This is a genomic window from Rhodobacter capsulatus, from assembly GCF_005144475.1.
Classification (GTDB): domain Bacteria; phylum Pseudomonadota; class Alphaproteobacteria; order Rhodobacterales; family Rhodobacteraceae; genus Rhodobacter; species Rhodobacter capsulatus_C.
The window spans coordinates 13,841-35,170 of sequence record NZ_SWJZ01000060.1 but is presented as its reverse complement, the minus strand read 5'-3'; the positions used below and the strand labels follow the sequence as shown (position 1 = coordinate 35,170).

Sequence of the window (21,330 nt, the reverse complement as noted above, 5' to 3'; positions counted from 1 at the left end):
GTCTATTTCGCCTGGGTCCGCGAGCGGATCGGGCACCCGCGCGAGCGGCTGGACACCGAGGCCGCGACCGTGGCCGATCTGGTCGCCGAACTGCGCGCGAAAGATCCGCGCTACGCGGCCGCCTTTGCCGATCCCGCGGTGCTGCGCGTCGCGCTCGATCAGGATCTGGCCGATTTCACCGCGCCTTTGGCGGGCGTGCGCGAAGTGGCGTTTTTCCCGCCGATGACGGGCGGCTGAGGGGGCTGAGATGGACGGTCACATTTTCGACCCCGAGGGCCGCTATGCCCGGCATCTGATCCTGCCCGAGATCGGGCCCGCGGGGCAGGCGAAGCTGAACGCCGCCTCGGTTCTGGTGATCGGCGCGGGGGGGCTTGGCTCGCCGGTGCTGCTCTATCTGGCGGCGGCGGGGATCGGGCGGCTGACGCTGGCCGATGACGATGTGGTGTCGCTGTCGAACCTGCAGCGGCAGGTGCTGTACGGCACGGCGCGGCTGGGGCAGGGCAAGACGGTTTCGGCGCGGGCGCGGCTTGCCGATCTGAACCCCGAGGTGAGGATCGAGACCCATGCGATCCGCTTCGGGGTCGAGACGGCGGCGCTGGTCGCGGGCTTCGATCTGGTGATCGACTGCACCGACAATCTGGCGGCGCGGCATCTGCTCAACCGGGCCTGTGTCGCGGCGGGGGTGCCGCTTCTGTCCGGCGCGATCGCGCAGTGGGAAGGCCAGATCGGGCTTCATGCGCCGGGGCTTGGCGGGCCCTGCTATGCCTGCACCTTCCCCGAGCCCGAAAATCCGCCGCCCGCGCAATCGAAGGGCGTCGTCGGCGCTTTGCCGGGCGTGGTGGGGGCGCGGATGGCGCTGGAAGCGATCAAGCACCTGACCGGGGCGGGGCAAAGCCTGCTCGGGCGGCTCTGGATGATCGACACGCTCTGGAACGAGGAGCGGCTGCTGCGCCTGCATCGGCGCGCGGATTGCCCGGTCTGCCGGGGACAGGGGGTGGCATGCTGACCCATTTCGACGACGCGGGCCAGGCGCATATGGTCGATGTCTCGGACAAGGCCGAGACGAAGCGCACGGCGGTGGCCGAGGGCCGGGTGGTGATGCGCCCCGAGACGCTGGCGCTGGTGCTTGCGGGCACGGCGGGCAAGGGCGACGTGCTGGGCGTCGCGCGGGTGGCCGGGATCATGGCGGCGAAGCGCACCGCGGATCTGATCCCGCTCTGCCATCCGCTGGCGCTGTCGCGGGTGGCGCTGGAGCTGACCCCCGAGCCGGACACCAGCTCCGTGCGGATCGAGGCCACCGTGGCCACCACCGGCCCGACCGGGGTCGAGATGGAGGCGCTGACGGCGGTCTCGGCCGCCGCGCTGACCGTCTATGACATGCTGAAAGCGGCGGAAAAGGCGATGCGGATCGAGGGGATCCGGCTTTTGGCCAAGGACGGCGGCAAGTCGGGCAGTTTCCGCGCCTAAAGCGCGTTCGGGCGCAGCCGGTCTTCGGCCCGGGCGAGGTCTTCGGGCGTGTTGAGATTGACGAAAGGATCGGGCGTCGTGTCGAAGGGCACGGCGACGGCCCCCGCCAGATAGGCACGCATCCGCCGTTCGTCGGCGGCGAAAAGCGCGTCGATCCGGGGACGGTCGGCGACGTGCCAGAGCGCGGCGGTGTAATGGTCGCGCCCGAAGCTTTGCGCATGGGCAGGCCCGCCTGTGGCGGCCAGCCGGGCCACCAGATCTTCGGGCAGGAACGGCGTGTCGGTGGCCACGCTGACCAGCGCCTCGGCGCCCATCCCGGCCGCCCAGTCCAGCCCGGCGCGGATGCCCGCCATCGGACCGAGCCCCGATTCCCCGGCGCGGTCAGGCAGCACCGGCAGGCCAAGGCCGAACCGGCCCGGATCGCCATTGGCCGAGATCGCGACCGCTTCGACCTGCGGCGCGAGCCGCGCCAGAACCCGCGCGATCAGGGGTTCGCCCGCGAGCCGCACCAGCGCCTTTTCGCGCCCCATTCGCCGCCCCTGACCGCCCGCCAGAATGATCCCCACGATCCGCATGCGCCACCCCTCCGCTTTGCCCCGGCCCTGACCCTCCGCCGTCCGGTGCAGCCCCCACTTTCTTGCGCGACGCCGTCGTGCTAGGCAAGGCCATGACACAAAGCCCCATCCCGACGAAGCAGCAGATCCTCGACTGGATCGCCGACAACCCCGATCAGGGGGCGAAACGCGATATCGCCAAGGCCTTCGGCCTGAAGGGCGCGGCGAAGATCGAGTTGAAGCGCCTGTTGAAAGAGCTGGCCGAGACCGGCCAGATCGCCCGCAGGAAGCGCAGCTACCATGACAGCGCCAGCCTGCCGCCGGTGACGGTGCTCGAAATCCTGCCCGCCGACGGCATGGGCGATCTCTGGGCGCGGCCGCTGGAATGGGCCGGTCCGGGGGATGCGCCGCGGATCGCCTTTCTGACCCGCCGCGACGATCCCGCCGTGGGGCCGGGCGAGCGGGTGCTGGCGCGGATTTCGCAAGGGACCGAGGGCCCCGAGGCGCGGCTGATCCGCAAGCTGGGCGAGGCGCGCCATCGCATCGTCGGCATCTTCCGCAAGGGCGCGGAAGGCGGCCGGATCACGCCGATCGACAAGGGCGAGATGAATGAATGGGTGGTGCCGCCCGGCGCCACGAACGACGCCCGCGACGGCGAATTGGTCGAGGCCGAGCAATCCGGGCCGAAGGGCCGGATGGGCCTGCCGCGGGCGCGGGTGATCGAGCGTCTGGGCGATCCGACCGCGCCGCGGGCGGTGTCGCTGATCGCCATTCACCAGCACGGCATTCCCGACGACTTCCCCGATGACGTGATCGCCGAGGCCGATGCGGAGATCCCCGCGGCGCTGGGCGATCGCGAAGACCTGACCGGGCTGCCCTTTGTCACCATCGACCCGGCCGATGCGCGCGACCGCGACGACGCCTGTTTCGTGCAGCCGGACGATGATCCGGCGAACGAGGGCGGGTTCCTGCTGTGGGTCGCCATCGCCGATGTGGCGCATTACGTCCGCCCGGGCTCCGCCTTGGATCGCGAGGCGCGCAATCGCGGCAACTCCACCTATTTCCCCGACCGCGTCGTGCCGATGCTGCCCGACCGGCTTTCGGGCGATCTGTGTTCCCTGCACGAACATGTGCCGCGCGCGGTGCTGGCGGTGCGGATGAAGGTTTCGGCCGAGGGGCGCAAGATTGCGCATCGGTTCACCCGCGGCATCATCCGCTCGGTCGCCTCGCTCGAATATGCGCAGGTGCAGGCGGCACAGGATGGCCGCCCCGATGCGAAGACCGCGCCCTTGGTCGCAGAGATCATCGCGCCGATCTATGGCTGCTACCGGGCGCTGACCCGGGCGCGGGCGGTGCGCCAGCCGCTGGATCTGGACCTGCCCGAGCGTCGGATCGAGATCGACGAGGCGGGCAAGGTCGCCTCGGTCAAGTTCAAGGAACGGCTCGATGCCCACCGGCTGATCGAGGAATTCATGGTGCTGGCGAATGTGGCCGCGGCCGAGGAGCTGGAACGGCTGCGCCGCCCGCTGCTTTACCGCGTGCACGAGGAACCCTCGCCCGAGAAAATCGATGCGCTGCGCGAAGTGGCGCAGGCGTCCGGGTTCAGTCTGGCGAAGGGGCAGGTGCTGAAGACGGCGCATCTGAACCGGTTGCTCAACGATGCCGAGGGCAGCGAGTTTGACGAGCTGATCAACATTTCCACCCTGCGCTCGATGACGCAGGCCTATTATGCGCCGCAGAATCTGGGGCATTTCGGGCTGGCCTTGCGGTCTTACGCGCATTTCACCAGTCCGATCCGGCGCTATTCCGACCTGATCGTGCATCGGGCGCTGATCGCCGGGCATGGCTGGGGGAAAGATGGGCTGGGCCGCGACGACATCGCCCAGCTGGAAGACATCGCGCAGCACATTTCCGAGACCGAGCGGCGCTCGATGGCGGCGGAACGCGACACCACCGACCGGTATCTGGCGGCCTATCTGTCGGAACGGGTGGGCAGCGAATTTACGGGCCGCATCAGCGGCGTGCAGAAATTCGGCGCCTTCGTGAAGCTGGATGAGACCGGCGCGGACGGGCTGGTGCCGATCCGCTCGGTCGGGCGAGAGTTCTTCCATTATGACCGCGATGCGCAACAGCTGATCGGGGCCGACAGCGGCGTCACCCTTGGCATCGGGCAGCGGGTTCTGGTGCGGCTGGCCGAAGCCGTGCCGGTGACCGGCGGGCTGGAACTGGAATTGCTGGAGCTCGAAGGTCAGGCGATGCCCGGCGCGGGCAAGGGCGGCAAGCGGCCGTTCCGGCCGGGGCGGAAATCCGTGGCCTTCAAGGCGAAGGAACGGGCGATTTCGCGCAAGGTCAAACGCACCCGCAAGTAAGCGCGCTGAATAAAAGGAAAGGGCCGGGGAAATCCCCGGCCCTTTGTCATTGTCAGGCGGTTCAGCCGATCGCGACGGCTTTCACGTCTTCGTCCACATAGGGCAGATATTGCGCGAAGTTGTCCGAGAACATCTTCACCAGCTTCGCCGCCTGCGCATCGAAGGCGGCCTTGTCGGCCCAGGTCTCGCGCGGGTTCAAAAGCTTGCTGTCCACGTCATGCACCGCGACCGGGACTTCGAAGCCGAAGTTCGGATCCTTGCGGAATTCGGCATTGTGCAGCGAACCATCCAGCGCGGCGGTCAAGAGCGCGCGGGTGGCCTTGATCGGCATGCGCTTGCCGGTGCCGAAGGCGCCGCCGCTCCAGCCGGTGTTCACAAGCCAGCACGAGGCGCCATGCTCGGCGATCTTCGCGGCCAAGAGCTTGCCATAGACTTCCGGACGACGCGGCATGAAGGGCGCGCCAAAGCAGGTCGAGAAGGTCGGGACCGGCTCGACGATGCCCACTTCCGTGCCCGGCGTCTTCGAGGTGAAGCCCGAGAGGAAGTGATACATCGCCTGCGCGGGCGTCAGACGCGCGATCGGCGGCAGCACGCCGTAAGCGTCGCAGGTCAGCATGATGACGTTTTTCGGGTGGCCCCCCAGCGCGGTATCCGACGCATTGCCGATGTAATGCAGCGGGTAGGCGCAGCGCATGTTCTCGGTCAGCGAGCTGTCGAAGAAATCAAGTTCCAGCGTTTCCGGGTCGAAGACCATGTTCTCGACCACGGTGCCGAACATCGAGCAGGTGTTGTAGATGTCCGGTTCCGCTTCCTTCGAGAGGTTGATCGTCTTGGCGTAGCAGCCGCCCTCGAAGTTGAAGATGCCCTTTTCCGACCAGCCGTGTTCGTCGTCGCCGATCAGCACGCGCGAGGGATCGGCCGAGAGCGTCGTCTTGCCGGTGCCCGAAAGCCCGAAGAAGACCGCCGAATCATCGGGGTTGTCGATCGCATGGTTGGCCGAGCAGTGCATCGCCATCACGCCCTTGCCGGGCAGGATGTAGTTCAGAAGGGTGAACACGCCCTTCTTGTTTTCACCGGCATAGGCGGTGTTGCCGATCAGGATCAGCTTCTTGTCAAAGTTGAGCGCGATCACCGTTTCCGAACGGCAGCCGTGACGTTCCGGGTCGGCCTTGAACGACGGGCAGTTGATGATCGTCCATTCCGGGTTGAACGTGTCCAGTTCCTCGCGGGCGGGGCGGCGCAGCATGGTGCGCAGGAACAGGCCATGCCAGGCCAGTTCGGCAACCAGACGCACATCGAGACGGTGGGCCGGGTCGGCGCCGCCATAAAGATCCTCGACGACGAAATCCTTGCCCTTCATATGCGCCAGCATGTCGGCATGCAGCACGTCGAACTTGGCCGGATCCATCGGCTTGTTGTTTTCCCACCAGATCGTGTCTTCGACGCTGGCAGTGCGGACGACGAACTTGTCTTTCGGCGACCGGCCGGTGTGCTTGCCGGTCGAGCAGTAGAAAGCCCCGCCCTTGCCGAGCGTGCCTTCCCCGTTCTTGAGCGCCAGTTCGATGAGCGCGGGTTCCAGCAGGTTGTAATAGACGTTGCCGAGACCAGTGATGCCCTGATCTTCCAGCGTTTTCGCCGGGTTCACGCGTCCGATGCTCATGTTTCGCTCCCGTTGCCGCCCTGCGGCGCAGTGGTTCCTCGCGGCGCCCGTTACGGGCGGGCACCGATCCGCGCAAGAATGTTGCGGATGGCGCCCTATACCATGGCGCAATTGCGAAGGAACAGAAGGGTTTGTCGCAGCTAGCGCAAACAGAGCCGATTTAGCGCCATCATCGCGAAGAGGTGAGACAAATTAGTCAAACCTTCGTTTTTTTGCGCTCAGATGATTCGCATCGCCTGGCCGATTCGCACATCGCAGTTGATTCCGGGGGCCGGAAAGCGGACAATGGCGCCAATCATAATACAGGCAGCATGAGGTGCAGGACATGTCGAGGATCGCGCTGGTCGACGACGATCGCAACATTCTGACGTCGGTCTCGATGACGCTCGAAGCGGAGGGCTATGAGGTCGAGACCTACAACGACGGTCAGGCGGCTCTGGACGCGTTCAGCAAGCGGCTGCCCGACATGGCGGTGCTCGACATCAAGATGCCGCGGATGGACGGGATGGAGCTTTTGCAGCGGCTGCGGCAGAAGACCACGATGCCGGTGATCTTCCTGACCTCCAAGGATGACGAGATCGACGAGGTTCTGGGCCTGCGCATGGGCGCGGACGACTACGTCAAGAAACCCTTCAGCCAGCGGCTTCTGGTCGAACGCATCCGGGCGCTTCTGCGCCGGCAGGAGGCGATCTCGACCGGCGAGGTGCCGGTGGCCGAAGATACCAAGGTGATCGTGCGCGGCTCGCTGTCCATGGATCCGTTGCGCCATTCGGTGACCTGGAAGGGCCGCGAGGTGACGCTGACGGTGACCGAATTCCTGCTGTTGCAGGCGCTGGCGATCCGGCCGGGCTTTGTCAAAAGCCGCGATCAGCTGATGGATGTCGCCTATGACGATCAGGTCTATGTCGACGATCGCACCATCGACAGCCACATCAAGCGGCTGCGCAAGAAGATGCGGACGGTGGATGACGATTTCTCGGCGATCGAGACGCTTTACGGCATCGGTTATCGTTACAACGAGGAATGACCATTGCCGGACTTCTTGCAGCGGGGCGGGGGCGTGTGACCAAGGCCGCGAAATCCGAGACGGATGTGGTTCTGGGCGAGGACTGGGTCGGGCCCAAGGGCGCGGTCGATGAGGATCTGGCCAAGGGGCGGCAGCGGCGCAGCTACATTTCGCTGAACCATTCGCCGCTGGCGCGCAAGATCATCACCTTCAACCTGCTCGCCATGCTCGTCATGGTGGCGGGGGTGCTCTATCTGAACCCGTTCCGCGACAGTCTGGTGTTTCAGCGCGAAAGCGCCATCGTCAGCGAGGCCGAGCTGATCGCCGATGTCTTCGAGGCGCGGATGCCGCTGTCGGCGCCGGTCAATCTGGCGGCGGGCGACGGCCTTGACGTGGCCGAGGTCATGCGCGGGATCGAATTGCCCGAGGGGGCGACGATCTATGTCTTTGATGCGGCGGGCACTTTGCTGGCGGATTCCGCCGCTGTCGGCACCGCGCCGCGCGAAAGGGTCGAGGGGCTGGGGATCGATACCCGCTCGACGCTGATCACCGATCTGCTCAACAGCGCCTGGGACTGGCTGACGCGGCTTGCGCATCGCGATCAGGCCTCGGCCATGCCGGTCGATACCCGGGCCATGGCCGAGGCGCTGGTGCCGCAGGTCGTGGCCGGACAGACGGTGATGGCGACGCGGCGCAACACCTCGGGGGCGACGATCTTTTCGGTGGCGACCGGGCTTTTCCAGAACGACACCCTTGTCGGCACCGTGGCGATGACCTCGGCTGCGGGGGAAATCGACAAGCTCGTCCGGGTCGAGCGCGAACAGGTGCTGCAGATGTTCGTCGTGGCGATCATCGTCTCGATCGGGCTGTCGCTGGTGCTGGCCTCGACCATCGCCAACCCGCTGTCCGACCTGGCCGCCGCCGCCGAGATCGGCCGCGACCGGCATTCCCGCAAGATGACGCCGGGGCGGATCCGCATTCCCGACCTGACCGCGCGGCCCGACGAGATCGGGCGGCTGTCGGGGGCGCTGCGCGGCATGGTGGCGGCGCTTTACGACCGCATCGACGCGAATGAACAATTCGCCGCCGATGTGGCGCATGAAATCAAGAACCCGCTGGCGTCGCTGCGCTCGGCCGTGGCCTCGCTGCATGTGGTCAAGCGCGAGGATCAGCGCCTGCGCCTGCTGGAGGTGATCGACCATGACGTGCGCCGCCTTGACCGGCTGGTGAGCGACATTTCGAACGCCTCGCGGCTTGACAGCGATCTGGTCAAGGAAGAGGAAGAACCCTTCGATCTGCTGAAGATGCTCGCCAATCTGGGCGATTATCTGGGCCGGGAGGCGGGGGCGAAAGGCGTCGAATTCATCACCGACCTGCCCGCGGAGCCGATCCGCATCACCGGGCTGGAAGCGCGTCTGGCGCAGGTCTTCGTCAATCTGATCAGCAATGCGATCAGCTTCTGCGAAGAGGGCGACGCGGTGCGGGTCTGGGCGCGCAAGCGCGAAAACCGGGTGCTGGTGGTGGTCGAGGACACCGGGCCGGGCATTCCCGAACAGGCCCTGTCCAAGGTCTTCAAGCGCTTCTATTCGCAACGCCCCGAAGGGCAGTTCGGCGACCATTCCGGCCTTGGGCTGGCGATCTCGAAACAGATCGTCGAGGCGCATGGCGGCGTGATCTGGGCCGAGAACATCCGCCCCACCGATGCCGACATCACCTCGGAACCGCTCGGCGCCCGCTTCGTCGTCGGCCTTCCGGTCTGACGTGAGCGCGCCGCTGCATGCCACGGCGGTTGCGCTGACGCCCGAGGCGGGGGTGCTGATCCTTGGCCCCTCGGGGGCGGGGAAATCCGGCCTTGCGCTGCGGCTGATGGCGCTGGGGGCGCGGCTGGTGGCCGATGACCGGGTCTTTCTGGCCGCCGAAGACGGCGCGCTGATCGCCCGCGCGCCCGCGCAGATCGCCGGTCTGATCGAGGCGCGCGGCGCGGGCATCCTGCGCGCCGACACGCTGGCGCAGGCGCGGATCGTGCTGGCGGTCGACATGGGGCAGGACGAGACCGAAAGGCTGCCGCCTTCACGAGAGATTGCCTGTCTCGGCGTCACCCTGCCCCTTGTGCTGCGCCTGCAACATGGTCATCTTGAGGCGGTGATCCTGCAATGGCTCAGGGCCGGGAGAGCGATGTGAACGAACGTGCGGCAACCGAGACGGTGAACCGGCTGGTTCTTGTCACCGGCCCTTCGGGGGCGGGCCGCACCACGGCGATCGTGGCGCTGGAGGATCTGGGCTACGAGGCGATCAACAACCTGCCGCTGTCTTTGGTGCCGCGGCTGATCGACGGCCCGCTGACCCGGCCGATGGCGCTTGGCATCGATGTGCGCAACCGCGATTTTTCCGTCGCGGCGCTGATCGAGCTGATCGACTGGCTGACCCGCGAGCCGGGCCTGCTGCTTGAGGTGCTGTATCTGGACGCCACGCCCGAGGCGCTGATCCGGCGCTATTCCGAGACCCGGCGCCGCCATCCGCTGGCGCCGCAGGCGCAGCCGCTGTCGGGGATCGTGCAGGAATTCGACATGCTGGCGCCGATCCGGGTGCGCGCCGATGTGCTGATCGACAGCTCGACGATGAGCCCGCATGATCTGCGCGCCGAGGTCGGGCGCTGGTTCGACATGGGGCAGATCTCGCGGCTGGCGATTTCGCTGCACAGTTTCAGCTACAAGCGCGGCGTGCCGCGCGGGCTCGACATGATGTTCGACTGCCGGTTTCTGGCGAATCCGCATTGGGTCGAGGCGCTGCGGCCGCTGACCGGGCTGGATCCGGCGGTGGCGGCGCATGTGCAGGGCGACGCCCGCTATCAACCCTTCATTCAGAAGGTGTGTGATCTACTGCTGTTTCAACTTCCGGCGCATCTGGACGAAGGCAAGGCCCATCTGGCCGTGGGCTTCGGATGTACCGGCGGGCAACACCGTTCGGTTGCCGTAACGGAAGCCGTAGCCAAGGCCCTTGCACAGGCGAACTGGCAAGTGTCTAAACGGCACAGGGAGCTGGAACGGCGGGCACAGGCCATGCCCACAGGGAAAGAGGCAGAGGGCGCGTGATCGGGATCGTGATCGTGGCACATGGGGGTTTGGCGCGGGAATATCTCGCGGCGGTCGAACATGTCGTCGGCCCTCAGGAAGGCATCCGTGCCATCACCATAGAAGACGACCATGACAGGGCGGCGAAACAGGCCGAGATCCGCGCCGCCGCCGATGCGGTCGACAGCGGTGCCGGGGTTGTCGTCGTCACCGACATGTTCGGCGGCTCGCCCTCGAACCTGAGCCTGATGGCCTGCGAGGCCGGCGGGCGCGAGATCATCTATGGTGCCAATCTGCCCTTGCTGATAAAGCTCGCCAAATCGCGCTCTTTGGGCGTGCATGCGGCGGTCGAAGCCTCTCTTGATGCCGGTCGCAAATATATCAATTGCTATTCGACGGGCGGAGCCTCGGCCAAGTGAGTGTCAGCAAGGTCTTGAAGATCGTGAACGAAAAGGGCCTGCATGCGCGGGCCTCGGCGCGGTTCGTGGAAGTGGTCGAGGCGCATGACGCAAGGGCCGAGGTCGAAAAGGACGGGATGAAGGTCTCGGGCGATTCGATCATGGGGCTTTTGATGCTCGCCGCCTCGCGCGGGACCACGATCGAGGTCACGACCTTCGGCCTTGAGGCCGAGACGCTGGCGGAGGCGCTTTCGGCGCTGGTCGCCGACCGCTTCGGCGAAGAGATGTGAGCCGCAAGGCAAGAAGGGAATTGTCGTGACCGACAGGCAACCCAGCGACCGCGCGCCGGTCGAGCAAAAACCCTATGACATCAAGCGGCTTTCCTATGCGGGCACGTTCCCCAACCCGTGGAAGGCGAACACGATCCGCACCATCGAATGGCTGACGGCGAAATGGACGCTGTTGCAGCTGATCCGCAAGTTCGAGCGGCGCGGCGCGCCGGTCGGCCAGCCGTTCTGGCCGCAGGCGCTGGAGATCATGGGGATCGAGGTGCGGACCCCGGCCGCCGAAATCGCCCGCATTCCCGCGACCGGGCCGCTGGTCGTGGTGGCGAACCACCCGCACGGGCTGGTGGACGGCATGGTGTTGGCCTGGCTGATCGGGCAGGTGCGGACCGATTACAAGATCCTGACCCGCTCGCTTCTGACCGGCATTCCCGAGATCGAGGAGTTCATGCTGCCGGTGCCCTTCCCGCATGAGCCGAATGCGCAGGAAGAAAGCCTGAAGATGCGCGCCGAATGCATGGCGCAGCTGAAACGCGGCGGCGTGATCGTGCTGTTCCCGGCGGGTGCCGTGGCGCATTCGAAGACCTTCTTCGGCCCGGCGATCGAGGGCGAGTGGAACCCTTTCACCGCGAAGATGCTGGCGCGTTCGGGGGCCTCGGTGCTGCCGATCTATTTTCCGGGCAAGAATTCCCGCGCCTATCAGATCGCCAACAAGCTTGGCGCGACGCTGCGGCAGGGGCTGTTGCTGCATGAAATCAAGCGTGCGCTGTTCAAGCCGCAATCGCCGGTGATCGGGCGGCCGAAAACCGCCGCCGAGATGGCCGAGGCGCTGAAACATCCGCGCCAGTTCCTCGCCGATCTGCGCGCCGAGACGCTGGCGCTGCGGCACTGAGCGCCGCAGCGGCGCGGGGCAGGGCGCTCAGGGCGTGCGGCTGACCAGCAGCTTGTCGATCCGCCGCCCGTCCAGATCGACCACCTCGATGCGCAGCCCGTGCAGGGTGAAGACGGCGCCGACCTCGGGCAGCTGGCCGGTCTCGTCCAGCACCAGCCCCGCCACGGTCTGATAATCGCGCCCCTCGCGCAGCGGGAAGCCGAAGGCATCGGCGAATTCGTCGGCCGGCATCCAGCCCGCCACCAGAACCGAGCCATCGGCCCGGGTGACCATCTTCGGCTCCTCGGGCTCGCCCGGGTCGTGGAAATCGCCGGTGATCGCCTCGAGCAGGTCCATCGGCGTCACGATGCCCTCGAAATGGCCGTATTCGTCGAAGACCAGCACCATATGCGCCGGGGCGCTGCGCAGGGTTTCCACCACGTCCAGCGCCGACATGCCGTCCCGCACCACCGGCGCGGTCAGGATCAGCGCGCGCAGATCCGCCGTCTCGGCGCGGGGGCGGTGATCGAGAAAATCGCGCGAGGACAGCACGCCGATGATGTCGTCGGGACCGCCGTCGCGCACCGGCAGCCGGGAATGACGGGTCTCGCGGAAGCGCTTGACGATCGCGGCGGGGCTGTCGGTGATGTCGACCAGATCGACCTCGTGGCGCGGCGTCATCACGCCGCGCGCCGAACGGTCGGCGATCCGCATCACCCCGGCGATCATCTCGGTCTCGGCCTCTTCCATCACGCCCGCGGTCTGCGCCTCGGCCAGCACCATCTTGACCTCTTCGTCGGTCATGTTGCTTTCGGCGCTGCCCGACTGGCGCAGCAAAAGCAGCACCAGCCGCCCGGAGATGTCGAGCAGCCAGACCACCGGCGCCGCGACGACCGCGATCAGCTGCAACAGCGGCGCGATCCGCACCGCCACCGCTTCGGGACGGCGCAGCGCGATCTGTTTCGGCACCAGCTCGCCAAAGACGAGCGAGGCATAGGTGATCGCCACCACGACGCCGCCGACGCCCAAAGTGTCGGCAAGGCTGGGCGCAAGTCCCTGCAGCGCCAGCCAGTTCGAGAGCCGCTCGCCCAGGGTCGCGCCGGAAAACGCGCCCGAGAGCACGCCCACCGCGGTGATGCCGATCTGCACCGAGGACAGGAACCGCCCCGGTTCCTCGCCCAGCCGGATCGCGATCCGGGCGCCGCGGCTGCCGCGGTCGGCGAGCAGTTTCAGCCGCGCCGGGCGCGAGGAGACGATGGCAAGTTCCGACATGGCAAGCACGCCATTGACGAAGGTCAAAAGCAGAACGATGGCGATTTCAAGAAACATCGGTGGTCCCGGGCATCAGGGAAAGGCGGCTGGGAAAGGGCAGGGCGGCCGCGATCGGCGGCGAAACGGGGGCATCTGCAGGCATGATCCCTTACAGGTAGGCAGGGCGGGGCTGCGGCACAAGCGCAATCGTGCGGGGCTGCGCGTCTTCGCCGCAAGGCCCATGCCACGGCGCCCGCCGGATCGAGCGCGGCGCGGGGTCTTGCGCTTTCGCCCCGCGACACCTAGATTGAGATCGTTCCGCAAGGGACTATGGGTGTAGACGGGCCAACTAGGCTGGATCGGACGGGGGTGCGAATCCCCCCACCTCCACCATTTCTCCTGGGCTAACAGGAGTGCGGGGGTGAATTAGGGTCGACGAACGGTTGAATGGGTACTTGCATCTCGGTTGGACGCAGCCGTTATCTGCTCAAATGTACAGTTGCCAACGACAACCGTGCTCCGGTGGCTCTGGCTGCGTAAGCAGCTCGGGTACCGAAACCTAAAGTCCTTACGCTTAGCCGCTTAAGGCGGGGCTCGCAGGTGCCTGGCAACAGAAACCTGCACCTTCCCCCCCTTGTGCCTGTGCGCCCGGTCCGATGCCGGGGCTGCCGCGCTTGCGGGCACGGGCGCTTGCGGCTTGTTCTTGCCCCCTTTTCTTGCACGCCAAATCCCCTATGCTGGGGCGAAAGGAAAGGCGGACAGATGACCCGTTCGATCGACTACGGCACGCTCATGCACCGCGCCATGCGCGGGCTGATCCAGACCGTCCTGACCGAGGTGGCCGAGCATGGCCTGCCCGGGGCGCATCATTTCTTCATCACCTTCGACACCCGCGCGCCGCAGGTGGAAATGGCGGACTGGCTGAAAAGCCGCTATCCCGAAGAAATGACCATCGTGATCCAGCACTGGTTCGACAACCTTGTCGTCACCGACGAGGGCTTCTCGATCACGCTGAACTTCGGCAACCAGCCCGAGCCGCTGGTGATCCCCTTCGACGCCGTGCACACGTTCGTCGATCCTTCGGTCGAATTCGGCCTGCGCTTCGAATCGCAAGACAGCGACGAGGAGGACGAGGACGAAGACGAGGACGAACCCGCCGACGAACCGGAAAAACCCCGGACCGAAGCCGAAGTGGTCAGTCTCGACAAATTCCGCAAATGAGACCCGAGTGATGTTCAACTTCCTCAAGCCGAAAGTCACCACCACCCTCACCGCGCATCTGCCGACCTGCCTTTTGGCGCAGGATCGCGTGCAGCGCTATGACGCGCCCGTGCAGAAATGGCTTGCCGCCGAGGGGCTGGGCAACGTCACCTCGGCCGCCTCCGCCGTGACGGCCGAGGGGCGGGGCACCGCCTCGACGGTCGTTTTCACCGTGACCGGGCTGGATGGCAAGCTGCTGGACCGGCTGGTGGCGCATTTCGACAGCCTTGGCGCGCCGAAGGGCTCTTGGTTCACCGATGCCGAGGGCAAGGAGCTGCGCCGCTTCGGCACCACCGAGGTCGTGGTGATGGAGCTTGACCCCGCCGTCCTGCCCGCGGGTCAGACGGCGGCGCAGGTCGCGGCGACACTGATGGGCCCGATCGAGGAGCGCGTCAGTTCCGCCGGCCGGCTGCAGGGCACTGGCACCTTCCCGAATGCGGTCGAGCTTTACTTCCACTGCCGGTCGCCGCGCATCGTCGAAGCGGCGCTGGCCGAGCTTCTGGCGCATCATCCCCTGTGCCGCAATGCCCGTGTCTACCGGATGTCGGTCGACGCCTGAGGGCGGTATACGGCCGCATGCCGATTGCAAAAAATGTCCCGCCGTCCTATGACGCGCGGGACATTTCGCATCACGGAGGCCCACGATGACCGCGACCCATTCTGCGACCCGCACCGAAACCGACAGCTTCGGCCCGCTGGAGGTTCCCGCCGACAAATATTGGGGCGCGCAGACGCAGCGCTCGATCCTGAATTTCCCGATCGGCTGGGAACGGCAGCCGAAGCCGATCATCCGCGCGCTGGGCGTGATCAAGAAGGCAGCCGCGCTGGTGAACAAGGCGCAGGGCGATCTGGACCCCGGGCTGGCCGATGCGATCGCCGCCGCCGCGACCGAGGTGATCGAGGGCAAGTTCGACGACAACTTCCCGCTGGTGGTCTGGCAGACGGGGTCCGGCACGCAGTCGAACATGAACGCGAACGAGGTGATCTCGAACCGCGCCATCGAGATGCTGGGCGGCGTGATGGGCTCGAAAAAGCCCGTGCACCCGAATGACCATGTGAACATGGGGCAAAGCTCGAACGACACCTTCCCGACCGCGATGCATGTGGCGATTGCCTGCCACGCGCGCGACGTGCTGATCCCGGGGCTGGAAAAGCTGTCGAAGGCGCTTTGGGCGAAGTCGGAAGAGTTCAAGGATATCATCAAGATCGGCCGCACCCACACGCAGGATGCGACGCCGCTGACGCTGGGTCAGGAATTCTCGGGCTATGCGACGCAGGTCGATCGCGGCATCGAACGGGTGAAGCTCGCCCTGCCGCATATCTACGAGCTGGCGCAGGGCGGCACCGCCGTCGGCACCGGGCTGAACACCCGCGTCGGTTGGGATACCCGCATCGCCGCGCAGATCGCCGAGATCACCGGCCTGCCCTTTGTCACCGCGCCGAACAAGTTCGAGGCGCTGGCCGCCCATGATGCGATGGTGTTCTTCTCGGGCGCGCTGAAGACCGTCGCGGCGTCGCTCTTCAAGATCGCCAATGACATGCGTCTGCTGGGGTCGGGCCCGCGCTCGGGTCTGGGCGAGCTGATCCTGCCGGAAAACGAACCGGGCAGCTCGATCATGCCGGGCAAGGTCAACCCGACGCAGGCCGAGGCGCTGACGATGGTGTGCGCCCATGTCATGGGCAATGATGCCGCCATCGGCTTTGCCGGATCGCAGGGGCATTTCGAGCTCAACGTCTACAACCCGATGATGAGCTATAACGTGCTGCAATCGATGCAGCTTCTGGGCGACAGTGCCAGTGCCTTCACCGACAACATGGTGGTGGGCACGCAGGCGAACGTGGCGCGGATCGACAAGCTGATGAAGGAAAGCCTGATGCTGGTGACGGCGCTGGCGCCGACCATCGGTTATGACGCCGCGACCAAGGTGGCGAAGACCGCGCACAAGAACGGCACCACGCTGCGCGAAGAGGCGATTGCGCTCGGCTATGTCGATGGCGAGACCTTCGACCGCGTCGTGCGCCCCGAAGACATGATCAGCCCGAAAGGCTGAGGCAAAAGGCGGGAACCGGTTCGCCCGGTTCCCGTTCCCTCAGCTGCGCTCGAGGTTCATCGCGATCAGATCGCGCACCTGCGTCGGATGGGTCAGCGGCAGCATGTGCCCGCCCCCCGGAATGCAGGCCACCCCCACATCGCCCAGCCGCGCCGCAATCGCCTCGCACACGGGGCGGACGATGGCCGGGCTTTGATCGCCATGCAGGATCATCACCGGCGCGTCGATCGCCTCGATCCCGTCGGGGCGCCAGATCTGCCCCGGATCGGCGAAATTCGCCGCCGAGATATTGCCCACCATCGGCATCTGCGCCGCAAAGCGGGCGCGGTGATGCGCGGGCAGATCCTCCCAGGGCACGCCCGCGCCCCAGGCGCCCATGAAGCCGCGCGCGGCGGTCTCGTGATCGCCCGCGGCGATCAGCGTCTCGAAATGATCCTGATGGCCGCGCAGGGCGACCCAATCCGGGCTGCCCTCGACGGCGCGAAACAGCACCGGCTCGATCAGTGTCAGCGAGCGGATGGCTTCCGGCGCCGCCACCGCCAGCCGCAGCGCCACCGAGGCGCCGAAACTGTGGCCGACCAGATCGAGCGGCCGGTCGATGAAACTGGCGGCGATCTGCGTCACAAGGCGCTGGAACGCGCCCGGCTCCGCCCCCTCGGCCGACCAGTCGGCGGATTGCCCGTGCCCCGGCTGATCGAAACCCGTCGCGGTGACCGTTTCGCCCAAGGGTTCCAGCACCGGCCCCCAGATCCCCGAGGTGCCCAAGGTGCAATGAATGGCCAGCATCGGCCGCGGCCCGGTGCCGAAGCCTTGCCAGAAGATTTCCTGCCCCTGCCGGATGTCCTTGGCCATCAGAGCGTCCCCAGATGCGCGTCAAGGAAGTCAAGCCGGTCCTGGCCCCAGAAGCGCTGGTCGGTTTCCCGCACGATGTAGAACGGCGCCCCAAAGACGCCGCGATCGACGGCCTCTTCCAGGTTCTTCTCATAGGCCATCGCGCCGGTGAAAAGCCCGGTCGTCACAAGGTTCGGATCAAAGCCGGTCTCGGCCAGCTTTTCGCGCAAGACGTCATCTTCGCCGATGTTGCGATCCTCGACCCAAAGGGCCCGCAGGATCGCCCGCACCAGCGCGCCGACATCGCCGCCGCCCCCCTTCGTCGCTTCCGCCTGCGCCGCGATCACCGCATAAGACCCCGGCGCCGCATTCGGCGGATAGATCGTGGGCCGCGGGATCATCTCCATCCCCAGATGCTGCGCCCAGCGTTCCAGCTCCTGATTGCGGTAGGCCATCCGCGACGGGTGCCGCACTGCGGGCCGCACGCCGCCGGTGCGGTCGAACAGCGCGAGCACGTCAAGCGGCTTGTAGCTGATCGTCGCGCCATGTTTTGCGGCAATGCGTTCCAGCCGGTCCCCCGCCAGATAGGTCCAGGGGCTGAACACCGAGAAAAAGTAATCAATCTGCGCCATGTTATCGCTCCCCCGGCTTGCAAGGTTTGCGGGCAGGCTAGCCCGGTGCTAAGGCAGGCGCAATCCGCCGAATCCGCTGCTGCCGCAGCGGCAAGAAAGGAACTGCCATGGCTGCGATGACCGAACCGAAGCTCATTTCCGGCAATGCGAACCGGCCGCTGGCGCAGGCGATCGCGCGGCGGATGTCGATGCATCGCGGCATGTCGGTGGGGCTGGTCGATGCCCGCGTCGAGCGCTTCAACGATCAGGAAATCTTCGTCGAAGTCTATGAAAACGTCCGCGGCGAGGACATGTACATCATCCAGCCGACCTCGAACCCGGCGAATGACAACCTGATGGAACTTCTGATCATGACCGATGCGCTGAAACGCTCGTCGGCCGATCGCATCACCGCCGTGATCCCCTATTTCGGCTATGCCCGGCAGGATCGCCGCGCCAAGGCCCGCACGCCGATTTCGGCGAAGCTGGTCGCGAACCTGCTGACCGAGGCGGGCGTGGACCGGGTTCTGACGCTCGATCTGCACGCGACGCAGATCCAGGGCTTTTTCGACATCCCGGTGGACAACCTTTACGCCGCGCCGGTCTTTGCGCTGGATATCTTGCACAATTTCAAGGGCTCCCGGGAAGATCTGATGGTGATCTCGCCCGATGTCGGCGGCGTGGCGCGGGCGCGGGAACTGGCCAAACGCATCGGGGCGCCGCTGGCCATCGTCGACAAGCGCCGCGAAAAGGCGGGCGAGGTCGCGGGGATGACGGTGATCGGCGAGGTCACCGGCAAGAAATGCATCATCGTCGATGACATCTGCGACACCGCGGGAACCCTGTGCAAGGCGGCCGAGACGCTGATCGCCGCCGGCGCGACCGAGGTGCACAGCTACATCACCCACGGCGTGCTCTCGGGCCCGGCGGTGGAGCGGGTGGAGAATTCGGTGATGAAATCGCTGGTCATCACCGATTCGATCGAGGCCACCGAAGAGGTGAAATCCGCCCGCAACATCCGCATCGTGCCGACCGCGCCGATGTTCGCGCAGGCGATCCTCAACACCTGGTCGGGCACCTCGGTCAGCTCGCTCTTTGAAACCGACACGCTGGTGCCGATCTACGAAGGGCTTTATTCGACGCTCTGAGGCTGGACAGGCCGCGGGAATTCGACAAGGCTCGGGTCATGCTGATCCGGGCCTTTTTGCTTTTGTGTCTGAGCGCCGCCCCGGCGGCGGCGGACTGCGTGCTGTTGCTGCACGGGCTTGCCCGCAGCCCGCGCTCGCTTTTCGTGCTGGAAGAGGTGCTCCGGGCGCGGGGGGCGCGGGTGGTGAACCTCGGCTATCCCTCGACCGAGGAGACGGTCGGGCGGCTGGCGGACCGGATCGAGGCGGGGTTTGCCGCCTGCGGGCCGGGGCCGGTCGATGTGGTGACGCATTCGATGGGGGGCATCTTGCTGCAGGTCTGGGTCGAGCGCGACGGCAATGCCGGGCGGATCCATCGCGCGGTGATGCTGGCGCCGCCGAATGGCGGGTCGGAGATCGTCGATGCCTTCCGCGATCAGGCCTGGTTTGGCTGGATGAACGGCCCGGCGGGGCTGGCTTTGGGCACGCGCGCGACGGATGCGCCCGCGCGCCTGGCCGTGCCGCGCTTCGATTTTGCGGTGATCGCGGGCTCGGACAGCCTGAACCCGATCACCTCCTGGCTGATCCCGGGACCGGATGACGGCAAGGTCTCGGTTGCCAGCGCGAAACGGGCGGGGATGAAGGATTTTCTGGTGCTGCCGGTCACCCACACCTGGATGATGGACGATCCGCGGGTGATCGTCGAAGTGCTGGCGTTTCTGGACACCGGGCGGTTCGAACCCGCGCCAAGTTGGGGCGGGGCCTTGAAACGGCTTGCGCGGCCGTAAGAGGGCAGGGGGGCGCTGCCCCCCTCTTTTGCGCTGGCGCGCAAAATTCACCCCCCGGGATATTTGCCCCAAGGTGAAAAGGCGTTGTTTTCACCTTGGCGGAAATATCCTCGGGGGTGCGGGGGCAGACAGCCCCCGCTGCCGCGGTCAGAGAATGCGGTTCACATGGCCCATCTTGCGACCGGGCTTGGCCTCGGCCTTGCCGTAAAGATGGATCTGCGTGTTCTTCGCCCGGGCAAAGTCGGGGATCCGGTCCACGTCATCGCCGATCAGGTTCAGCATCTCGACATCGGCATGGCGCCCGCCATCGCCCAAGGGCCAGCCCGCCACGGCGCGGATATGCTGTTCGAACTGATCGACGGCGCAGCCCGCCTGGGTCCAGTGCCCGGAATTATGCACCCGCGGCGCGATCTCGTTCACCAGCAGGCCCGCGGGCGTCACGAAGAGCTCGACCCCGAGCACGCCGACGTAATCAAGCGCATTCAGGATCCGCGCCGCGACCAGCACCGCATCCGAACGCAGCGCCGGGGGGATGCGGGCGGGCACGGTCGTGGTGTGCAGGATGCCCGACTTGTGCACGTTCTCGCCGGGATCGAAACAGGAAATCGAGCCGTCCAGCCCGCGCGCCGCGATCACCGAGATTTCCGCGCTGAAATCGACGAAGCCTTCCAGAACCGCGGTGGTGCCGCCCATCGCGGCCAAAGCCTCGGGCGCGTCGGCGGGGGTCATGATCCGCGCCTGGCCCTTGCCGTCATAGCCGAGCCGCGTCGTCTTCAGGATCGCGGGCGTGCCGATCCGCGTGATCGCGGCCTCAAGGCTCGCCGCATCCGTCACCTCGGCCCAGGGCGCGGTGGCAAGGCCGATGCCGTTCAGGAAGGCCTTTTCCAGGATCCGGTCCTGCGAGGTGGCCAGCGCCTTGCGCCCCGGCCGGATCGGGCGCAGGCTTTCGAGCAGGTCAAGCGCCGAGGTCGGGATGTTCTCGAATTCATAGGTGATGACATCGACCGCTTCGGCAAAGGCGCGCAGCGCGGCTTCGTCGTCGTAGGGTGCGGTGAAGACCCGGTCGGCGACCTGACCCGCGGGCGGGTTCGCCCCCGGCTCGAAGATCGCGCAGGTCAGCCCCAGCCGCGAGGCCGCGACCGAGAGCATCCGCCCCAGCTGTCCGCCGCCCAGAATTCCGATGGTGGCGCCCGGTTTCAGCATCTCATTCATCGGCGGGCTCGTCGGGGATCGAGGCGGAGAGGGCCTCGCGCCAGGCATCGAGCCGGGCGGCCAGGTCCGCATCCTGCAGCGCCAGGATGCCCGCCGCCATCAGCCCGGCATTGGCCGCGCCCGCAGCACCGATCGCCATCGTGGCGACCGGAAAGCCCTTCGGCATCTGCACGATGGAATAAAGACTGTCGACGCCCGCTAGCGCCTTCGTCTGCACCGGCACGCCGACGACCGGCACCCGGGTTTTCGAGGCCATCATGCCCGGCAGATGCGCCGCGCCGCCCGCGCCCGCGATGATCACCTGCAGGCCGCGATCCACCGCGGTCTTGCCATAGGCCCAGAGCCGGTCCGGGGTGCGATGCGCCGAGACGATCTTCTTCTCGTAAGCCACGCCGAGTTCATCCAGAACCGTCGCCGCCTCGCGCAGGGTCGCCCAGTCGGACTGGCTGCCCATGATGATTCCCACTTTCACGCCCATTCGGCCCCCCATTTTGTGGCGGCACTATAGGCGGACCGGCCCCC

At 66.5% G+C, this 21,330-nt stretch carries 23 protein-coding genes and 1 other RNA gene; 17 read left to right on the top strand and 7 right to left on the bottom strand.

Features of this window, described 5'->3' with window-relative positions; genetic code table 11:
• The 3 genes from moaD to moaC form a co-directional block, all read left to right on the top strand.
• A partial coding sequence (moaD, locus tag FBT96_RS13960) for a molybdopterin converting factor subunit 1 (RefSeq protein WP_136907666.1) occupies positions 1-237 on the top strand: 237 nt, incomplete at its 5' end.
• Between the two features lie 10 nt (positions 238-247).
• Entirely contained in the window at positions 248-1,006 is a 759-nt protein-coding gene (locus tag FBT96_RS13955; protein ID WP_136907664.1) for a HesA/MoeB/ThiF family protein, read from the top strand.
• Positions 1,000-1,467, top strand: coding sequence for a cyclic pyranopterin monophosphate synthase MoaC (gene moaC / locus FBT96_RS13950; protein WP_136907662.1), 468 nt, complete (start codon positions 1,000-1,002; stop codon positions 1,465-1,467). Before FBT96_RS13955 ends, moaC begins: the two co-directional genes overlap by 7 nt.
• On the opposite strand, the gene mobA is transcribed toward moaC, so the two are convergent.
• Positions 1,464-2,042, bottom strand: a complete 579-nt coding sequence (gene mobA, locus FBT96_RS13945; protein ID WP_136907660.1) for a molybdenum cofactor guanylyltransferase MobA — start codon at positions 2,040-2,042, stop codon at positions 1,464-1,466. The two genes, moaC and mobA, sit on opposite strands and share 4 nt — an antisense overlap.
• Positions 2,043-2,134: 92 nt before the next feature.
• Here mobA and rnr point away from each other — a divergent pair, with 92 nt between their 5' ends.
• Positions 2,135-4,390, top strand: a complete 2,256-nt coding sequence (rnr, locus tag FBT96_RS13940) for a ribonuclease R (RefSeq protein ID WP_136907658.1) — start codon at positions 2,135-2,137, stop codon at positions 4,388-4,390.
• A 61-nt stretch (positions 4,391-4,451) separates the two neighbouring features.
• Here rnr and FBT96_RS13935 read toward each other — a convergent pair whose 3' ends face one another.
• Entirely contained in the window at positions 4,452-6,050 is a 1,599-nt protein-coding gene (locus FBT96_RS13935; protein WP_136907656.1) for a phosphoenolpyruvate carboxykinase, read from the bottom strand.
• A 325-nt stretch (positions 6,051-6,375) separates the two neighbouring features.
• Here FBT96_RS13935 and FBT96_RS13930 point away from each other — a divergent pair, with 325 nt between their 5' ends.
• From FBT96_RS13930 to FBT96_RS13900, 7 genes are read left to right on the top strand one after another with little or no spacing between them, the layout of a single operon-like run.
• Entirely contained in the window at positions 6,376-7,077 is a 702-nt protein-coding gene (locus FBT96_RS13930) for a response regulator transcription factor (RefSeq protein WP_136907654.1), read from the top strand.
• A gap of 2 nt (positions 7,078-7,079) precedes the next feature.
• Entirely contained in the window at positions 7,080-8,816 is a 1,737-nt protein-coding gene (locus tag FBT96_RS13925; RefSeq protein ID WP_394347677.1) for a stimulus-sensing domain-containing protein, read from the top strand.
• Between the two features lies 1 nt (position 8,817).
• Entirely contained in the window at positions 8,818-9,237 is a 420-nt protein-coding gene (locus FBT96_RS13920) for an HPr kinase/phosphorylase (RefSeq protein ID WP_136907652.1), read from the top strand.
• Positions 9,210-10,148, top strand: coding sequence for an RNase adapter RapZ (gene rapZ / locus FBT96_RS13915; RefSeq protein ID WP_136907650.1), 939 nt, complete (start codon positions 9,210-9,212; stop codon positions 10,146-10,148). The genes FBT96_RS13920 and rapZ overlap by 28 nt, the downstream gene beginning before the upstream one ends.
• Positions 10,145-10,546, top strand: coding sequence for a PTS sugar transporter subunit IIA (locus FBT96_RS13910; RefSeq protein ID WP_013068539.1), 402 nt, complete (start codon positions 10,145-10,147; stop codon positions 10,544-10,546). Before rapZ ends, FBT96_RS13910 begins: the two co-directional genes overlap by 4 nt.
• Positions 10,543-10,815 (top strand): HPr family phosphocarrier protein, encoded by a 273-nt coding sequence (locus tag FBT96_RS13905; protein ID WP_169583462.1) that lies wholly within the window; start codon positions 10,543-10,545, stop codon positions 10,813-10,815. The genes FBT96_RS13910 and FBT96_RS13905 overlap by 4 nt, the downstream gene beginning before the upstream one ends.
• 25 nt (positions 10,816-10,840) lie before the next feature.
• Positions 10,841-11,701, top strand: coding sequence for a lysophospholipid acyltransferase family protein (locus tag FBT96_RS13900; protein WP_136907648.1), 861 nt, complete (start codon positions 10,841-10,843; stop codon positions 11,699-11,701).
• A 27-nt stretch (positions 11,702-11,728) separates the two neighbouring features.
• Here FBT96_RS13900 and FBT96_RS13895 read toward each other — a convergent pair whose 3' ends face one another.
• Positions 11,729-13,009, bottom strand: a complete 1,281-nt coding sequence (locus tag FBT96_RS13895; RefSeq protein ID WP_136907646.1) for a hemolysin family protein — start codon at positions 13,007-13,009, stop codon at positions 11,729-11,731.
• A 198-nt stretch (positions 13,010-13,207) separates the two neighbouring features.
• Here FBT96_RS13895 and ssrA point away from each other — a divergent pair.
• The 4 genes from ssrA to fumC all read left to right on the top strand — a co-directional run bounded on the left by ssrA (position 13,208) and on the right by fumC (position 16,242).
• Positions 13,208-13,556, top strand: a transfer-messenger RNA (tmRNA) gene (gene ssrA, locus FBT96_RS13890).
• Between the two features lie 137 nt (positions 13,557-13,693).
• Positions 13,694-14,152, top strand: a complete 459-nt coding sequence (locus tag FBT96_RS13885; protein WP_136907644.1) for an SspB family protein — start codon at positions 13,694-13,696, stop codon at positions 14,150-14,152.
• A gap of 10 nt (positions 14,153-14,162) precedes the next feature.
• Positions 14,163-14,750: a hypothetical protein gene (locus tag FBT96_RS13880; protein WP_169583460.1), complete on the top strand. Its 588-nt coding sequence runs from the start codon at positions 14,163-14,165 to the stop codon at positions 14,748-14,750.
• Positions 14,751-14,835: 85 nt separating this feature from the next.
• Positions 14,836-16,242, top strand: a complete 1,407-nt coding sequence (fumC, locus tag FBT96_RS13875) for a class II fumarate hydratase (protein ID WP_136907640.1) — start codon at positions 14,836-14,838, stop codon at positions 16,240-16,242.
• Positions 16,243-16,281: 39 nt separating this feature from the next.
• Here the strand turns inward: fumC and FBT96_RS13870 are convergent, their stop codons facing one another.
• Complete coding sequence (locus tag FBT96_RS13870; RefSeq protein WP_136907638.1) at positions 16,282-17,094, bottom strand: alpha/beta fold hydrolase; 813 nt, start codon at positions 17,092-17,094, stop codon at positions 16,282-16,284.
• A complete protein-coding gene (locus tag FBT96_RS13865) occupies positions 17,094-17,705 on the bottom strand; it encodes a 2-hydroxychromene-2-carboxylate isomerase (protein ID WP_136907636.1) in 612 nt (203 codons plus the stop codon). The genes FBT96_RS13870 and FBT96_RS13865 overlap by 1 nt, the downstream gene beginning before the upstream one ends.
• A gap of 107 nt (positions 17,706-17,812) precedes the next feature.
• On the opposite strand from FBT96_RS13865, the gene FBT96_RS13860 reads away from it, so the two are divergent.
• Together FBT96_RS13860 and FBT96_RS13855 are read left to right on the top strand one after the other, a co-directional pair.
• A complete protein-coding gene (locus tag FBT96_RS13860; RefSeq protein WP_136907634.1) occupies positions 17,813-18,832 on the top strand; it encodes a ribose-phosphate pyrophosphokinase in 1,020 nt (339 codons plus the stop codon).
• A 38-nt stretch (positions 18,833-18,870) separates the two neighbouring features.
• Positions 18,871-19,596, top strand: coding sequence for an alpha/beta fold hydrolase (locus FBT96_RS13855; protein ID WP_136907632.1), 726 nt, complete (start codon positions 18,871-18,873; stop codon positions 19,594-19,596).
• Positions 19,597-19,743: 147 nt separating this feature from the next.
• Here the strand turns inward: FBT96_RS13855 and FBT96_RS13850 are convergent, their stop codons facing one another.
• Both FBT96_RS13850 and purE read right to left on the bottom strand, forming a co-directional pair.
• Positions 19,744-20,808 carry a 5-(carboxyamino)imidazole ribonucleotide synthase gene (locus tag FBT96_RS13850; protein WP_136907630.1) on the bottom strand — a complete coding sequence of 355 codons (1,065 nt, stop codon included), beginning with the start codon at positions 20,806-20,808 and terminating at the stop codon, positions 19,744-19,746.
• Complete coding sequence (gene purE / locus FBT96_RS13845; RefSeq protein ID WP_136907628.1) at positions 20,801-21,286, bottom strand: 5-(carboxyamino)imidazole ribonucleotide mutase; 486 nt, start codon at positions 21,284-21,286, stop codon at positions 20,801-20,803. The genes FBT96_RS13850 and purE overlap by 8 nt, the downstream gene beginning before the upstream one ends.
• Positions 21,287-21,330: the final 44 nt, after the last annotated feature.

Coding starts and splice junctions, on each gene's coding strand:
- mobA (WP_136907660.1), bottom strand. CDS start 2,042: ATGCGGATCGTGGGGATCATTCTGGCGGGCGGTCAGGGGCGGCGAATG.
- FBT96_RS13880 (WP_169583460.1), top strand. CDS start 14,163: ATGTTCAACTTCCTCAAGCCGAAAGTCACCACCACCCTCACCGCGCAT.
- purE (WP_136907628.1), bottom strand. CDS start 21,286: ATGGGCGTGAAAGTGGGAATCATCATGGGCAGCCAGTCCGACTGGGCG.
- FBT96_RS13855 (WP_136907632.1), top strand. CDS start 18,871: ATGCTGATCCGGGCCTTTTTGCTTTTGTGTCTGAGCGCCGCCCCGGCG.
- FBT96_RS13955 (WP_136907664.1), top strand. CDS start 248: ATGGACGGTCACATTTTCGACCCCGAGGGCCGCTATGCCCGGCATCTG.
- rapZ (WP_136907650.1), top strand. CDS start 9,210: ATGGCTCAGGGCCGGGAGAGCGATGTGAACGAACGTGCGGCAACCGAG.
- fumC (WP_136907640.1), top strand. CDS start 14,836: ATGACCGCGACCCATTCTGCGACCCGCACCGAAACCGACAGCTTCGGC.
- FBT96_RS13865 (WP_136907636.1), bottom strand. CDS start 17,705: ATGGCGCAGATTGATTACTTTTTCTCGGTGTTCAGCCCCTGGACCTAT.
- moaC (WP_136907662.1), top strand. CDS start 1,000: ATGCTGACCCATTTCGACGACGCGGGCCAGGCGCATATGGTCGATGTC.
- rnr (WP_136907658.1), top strand. CDS start 2,135: ATGACACAAAGCCCCATCCCGACGAAGCAGCAGATCCTCGACTGGATC.
- FBT96_RS13870 (WP_136907638.1), bottom strand. CDS start 17,094: ATGGCCAAGGACATCCGGCAGGGGCAGGAAATCTTCTGGCAAGGCTTC.
- FBT96_RS13930 (WP_136907654.1), top strand. CDS start 6,376: ATGTCGAGGATCGCGCTGGTCGACGACGATCGCAACATTCTGACGTCG.
- FBT96_RS13935 (WP_136907656.1), bottom strand. CDS start 6,050: ATGAGCATCGGACGCGTGAACCCGGCGAAAACGCTGGAAGATCAGGGC.
- FBT96_RS13885 (WP_136907644.1), top strand. CDS start 13,694: ATGACCCGTTCGATCGACTACGGCACGCTCATGCACCGCGCCATGCGC.
- FBT96_RS13860 (WP_136907634.1), top strand. CDS start 17,813: ATGGCTGCGATGACCGAACCGAAGCTCATTTCCGGCAATGCGAACCGG.
- FBT96_RS13895 (WP_136907646.1), bottom strand. CDS start 13,009: ATGTTTCTTGAAATCGCCATCGTTCTGCTTTTGACCTTCGTCAATGGC.
- FBT96_RS13850 (WP_136907630.1), bottom strand. CDS start 20,808: ATGAATGAGATGCTGAAACCGGGCGCCACCATCGGAATTCTGGGCGGC.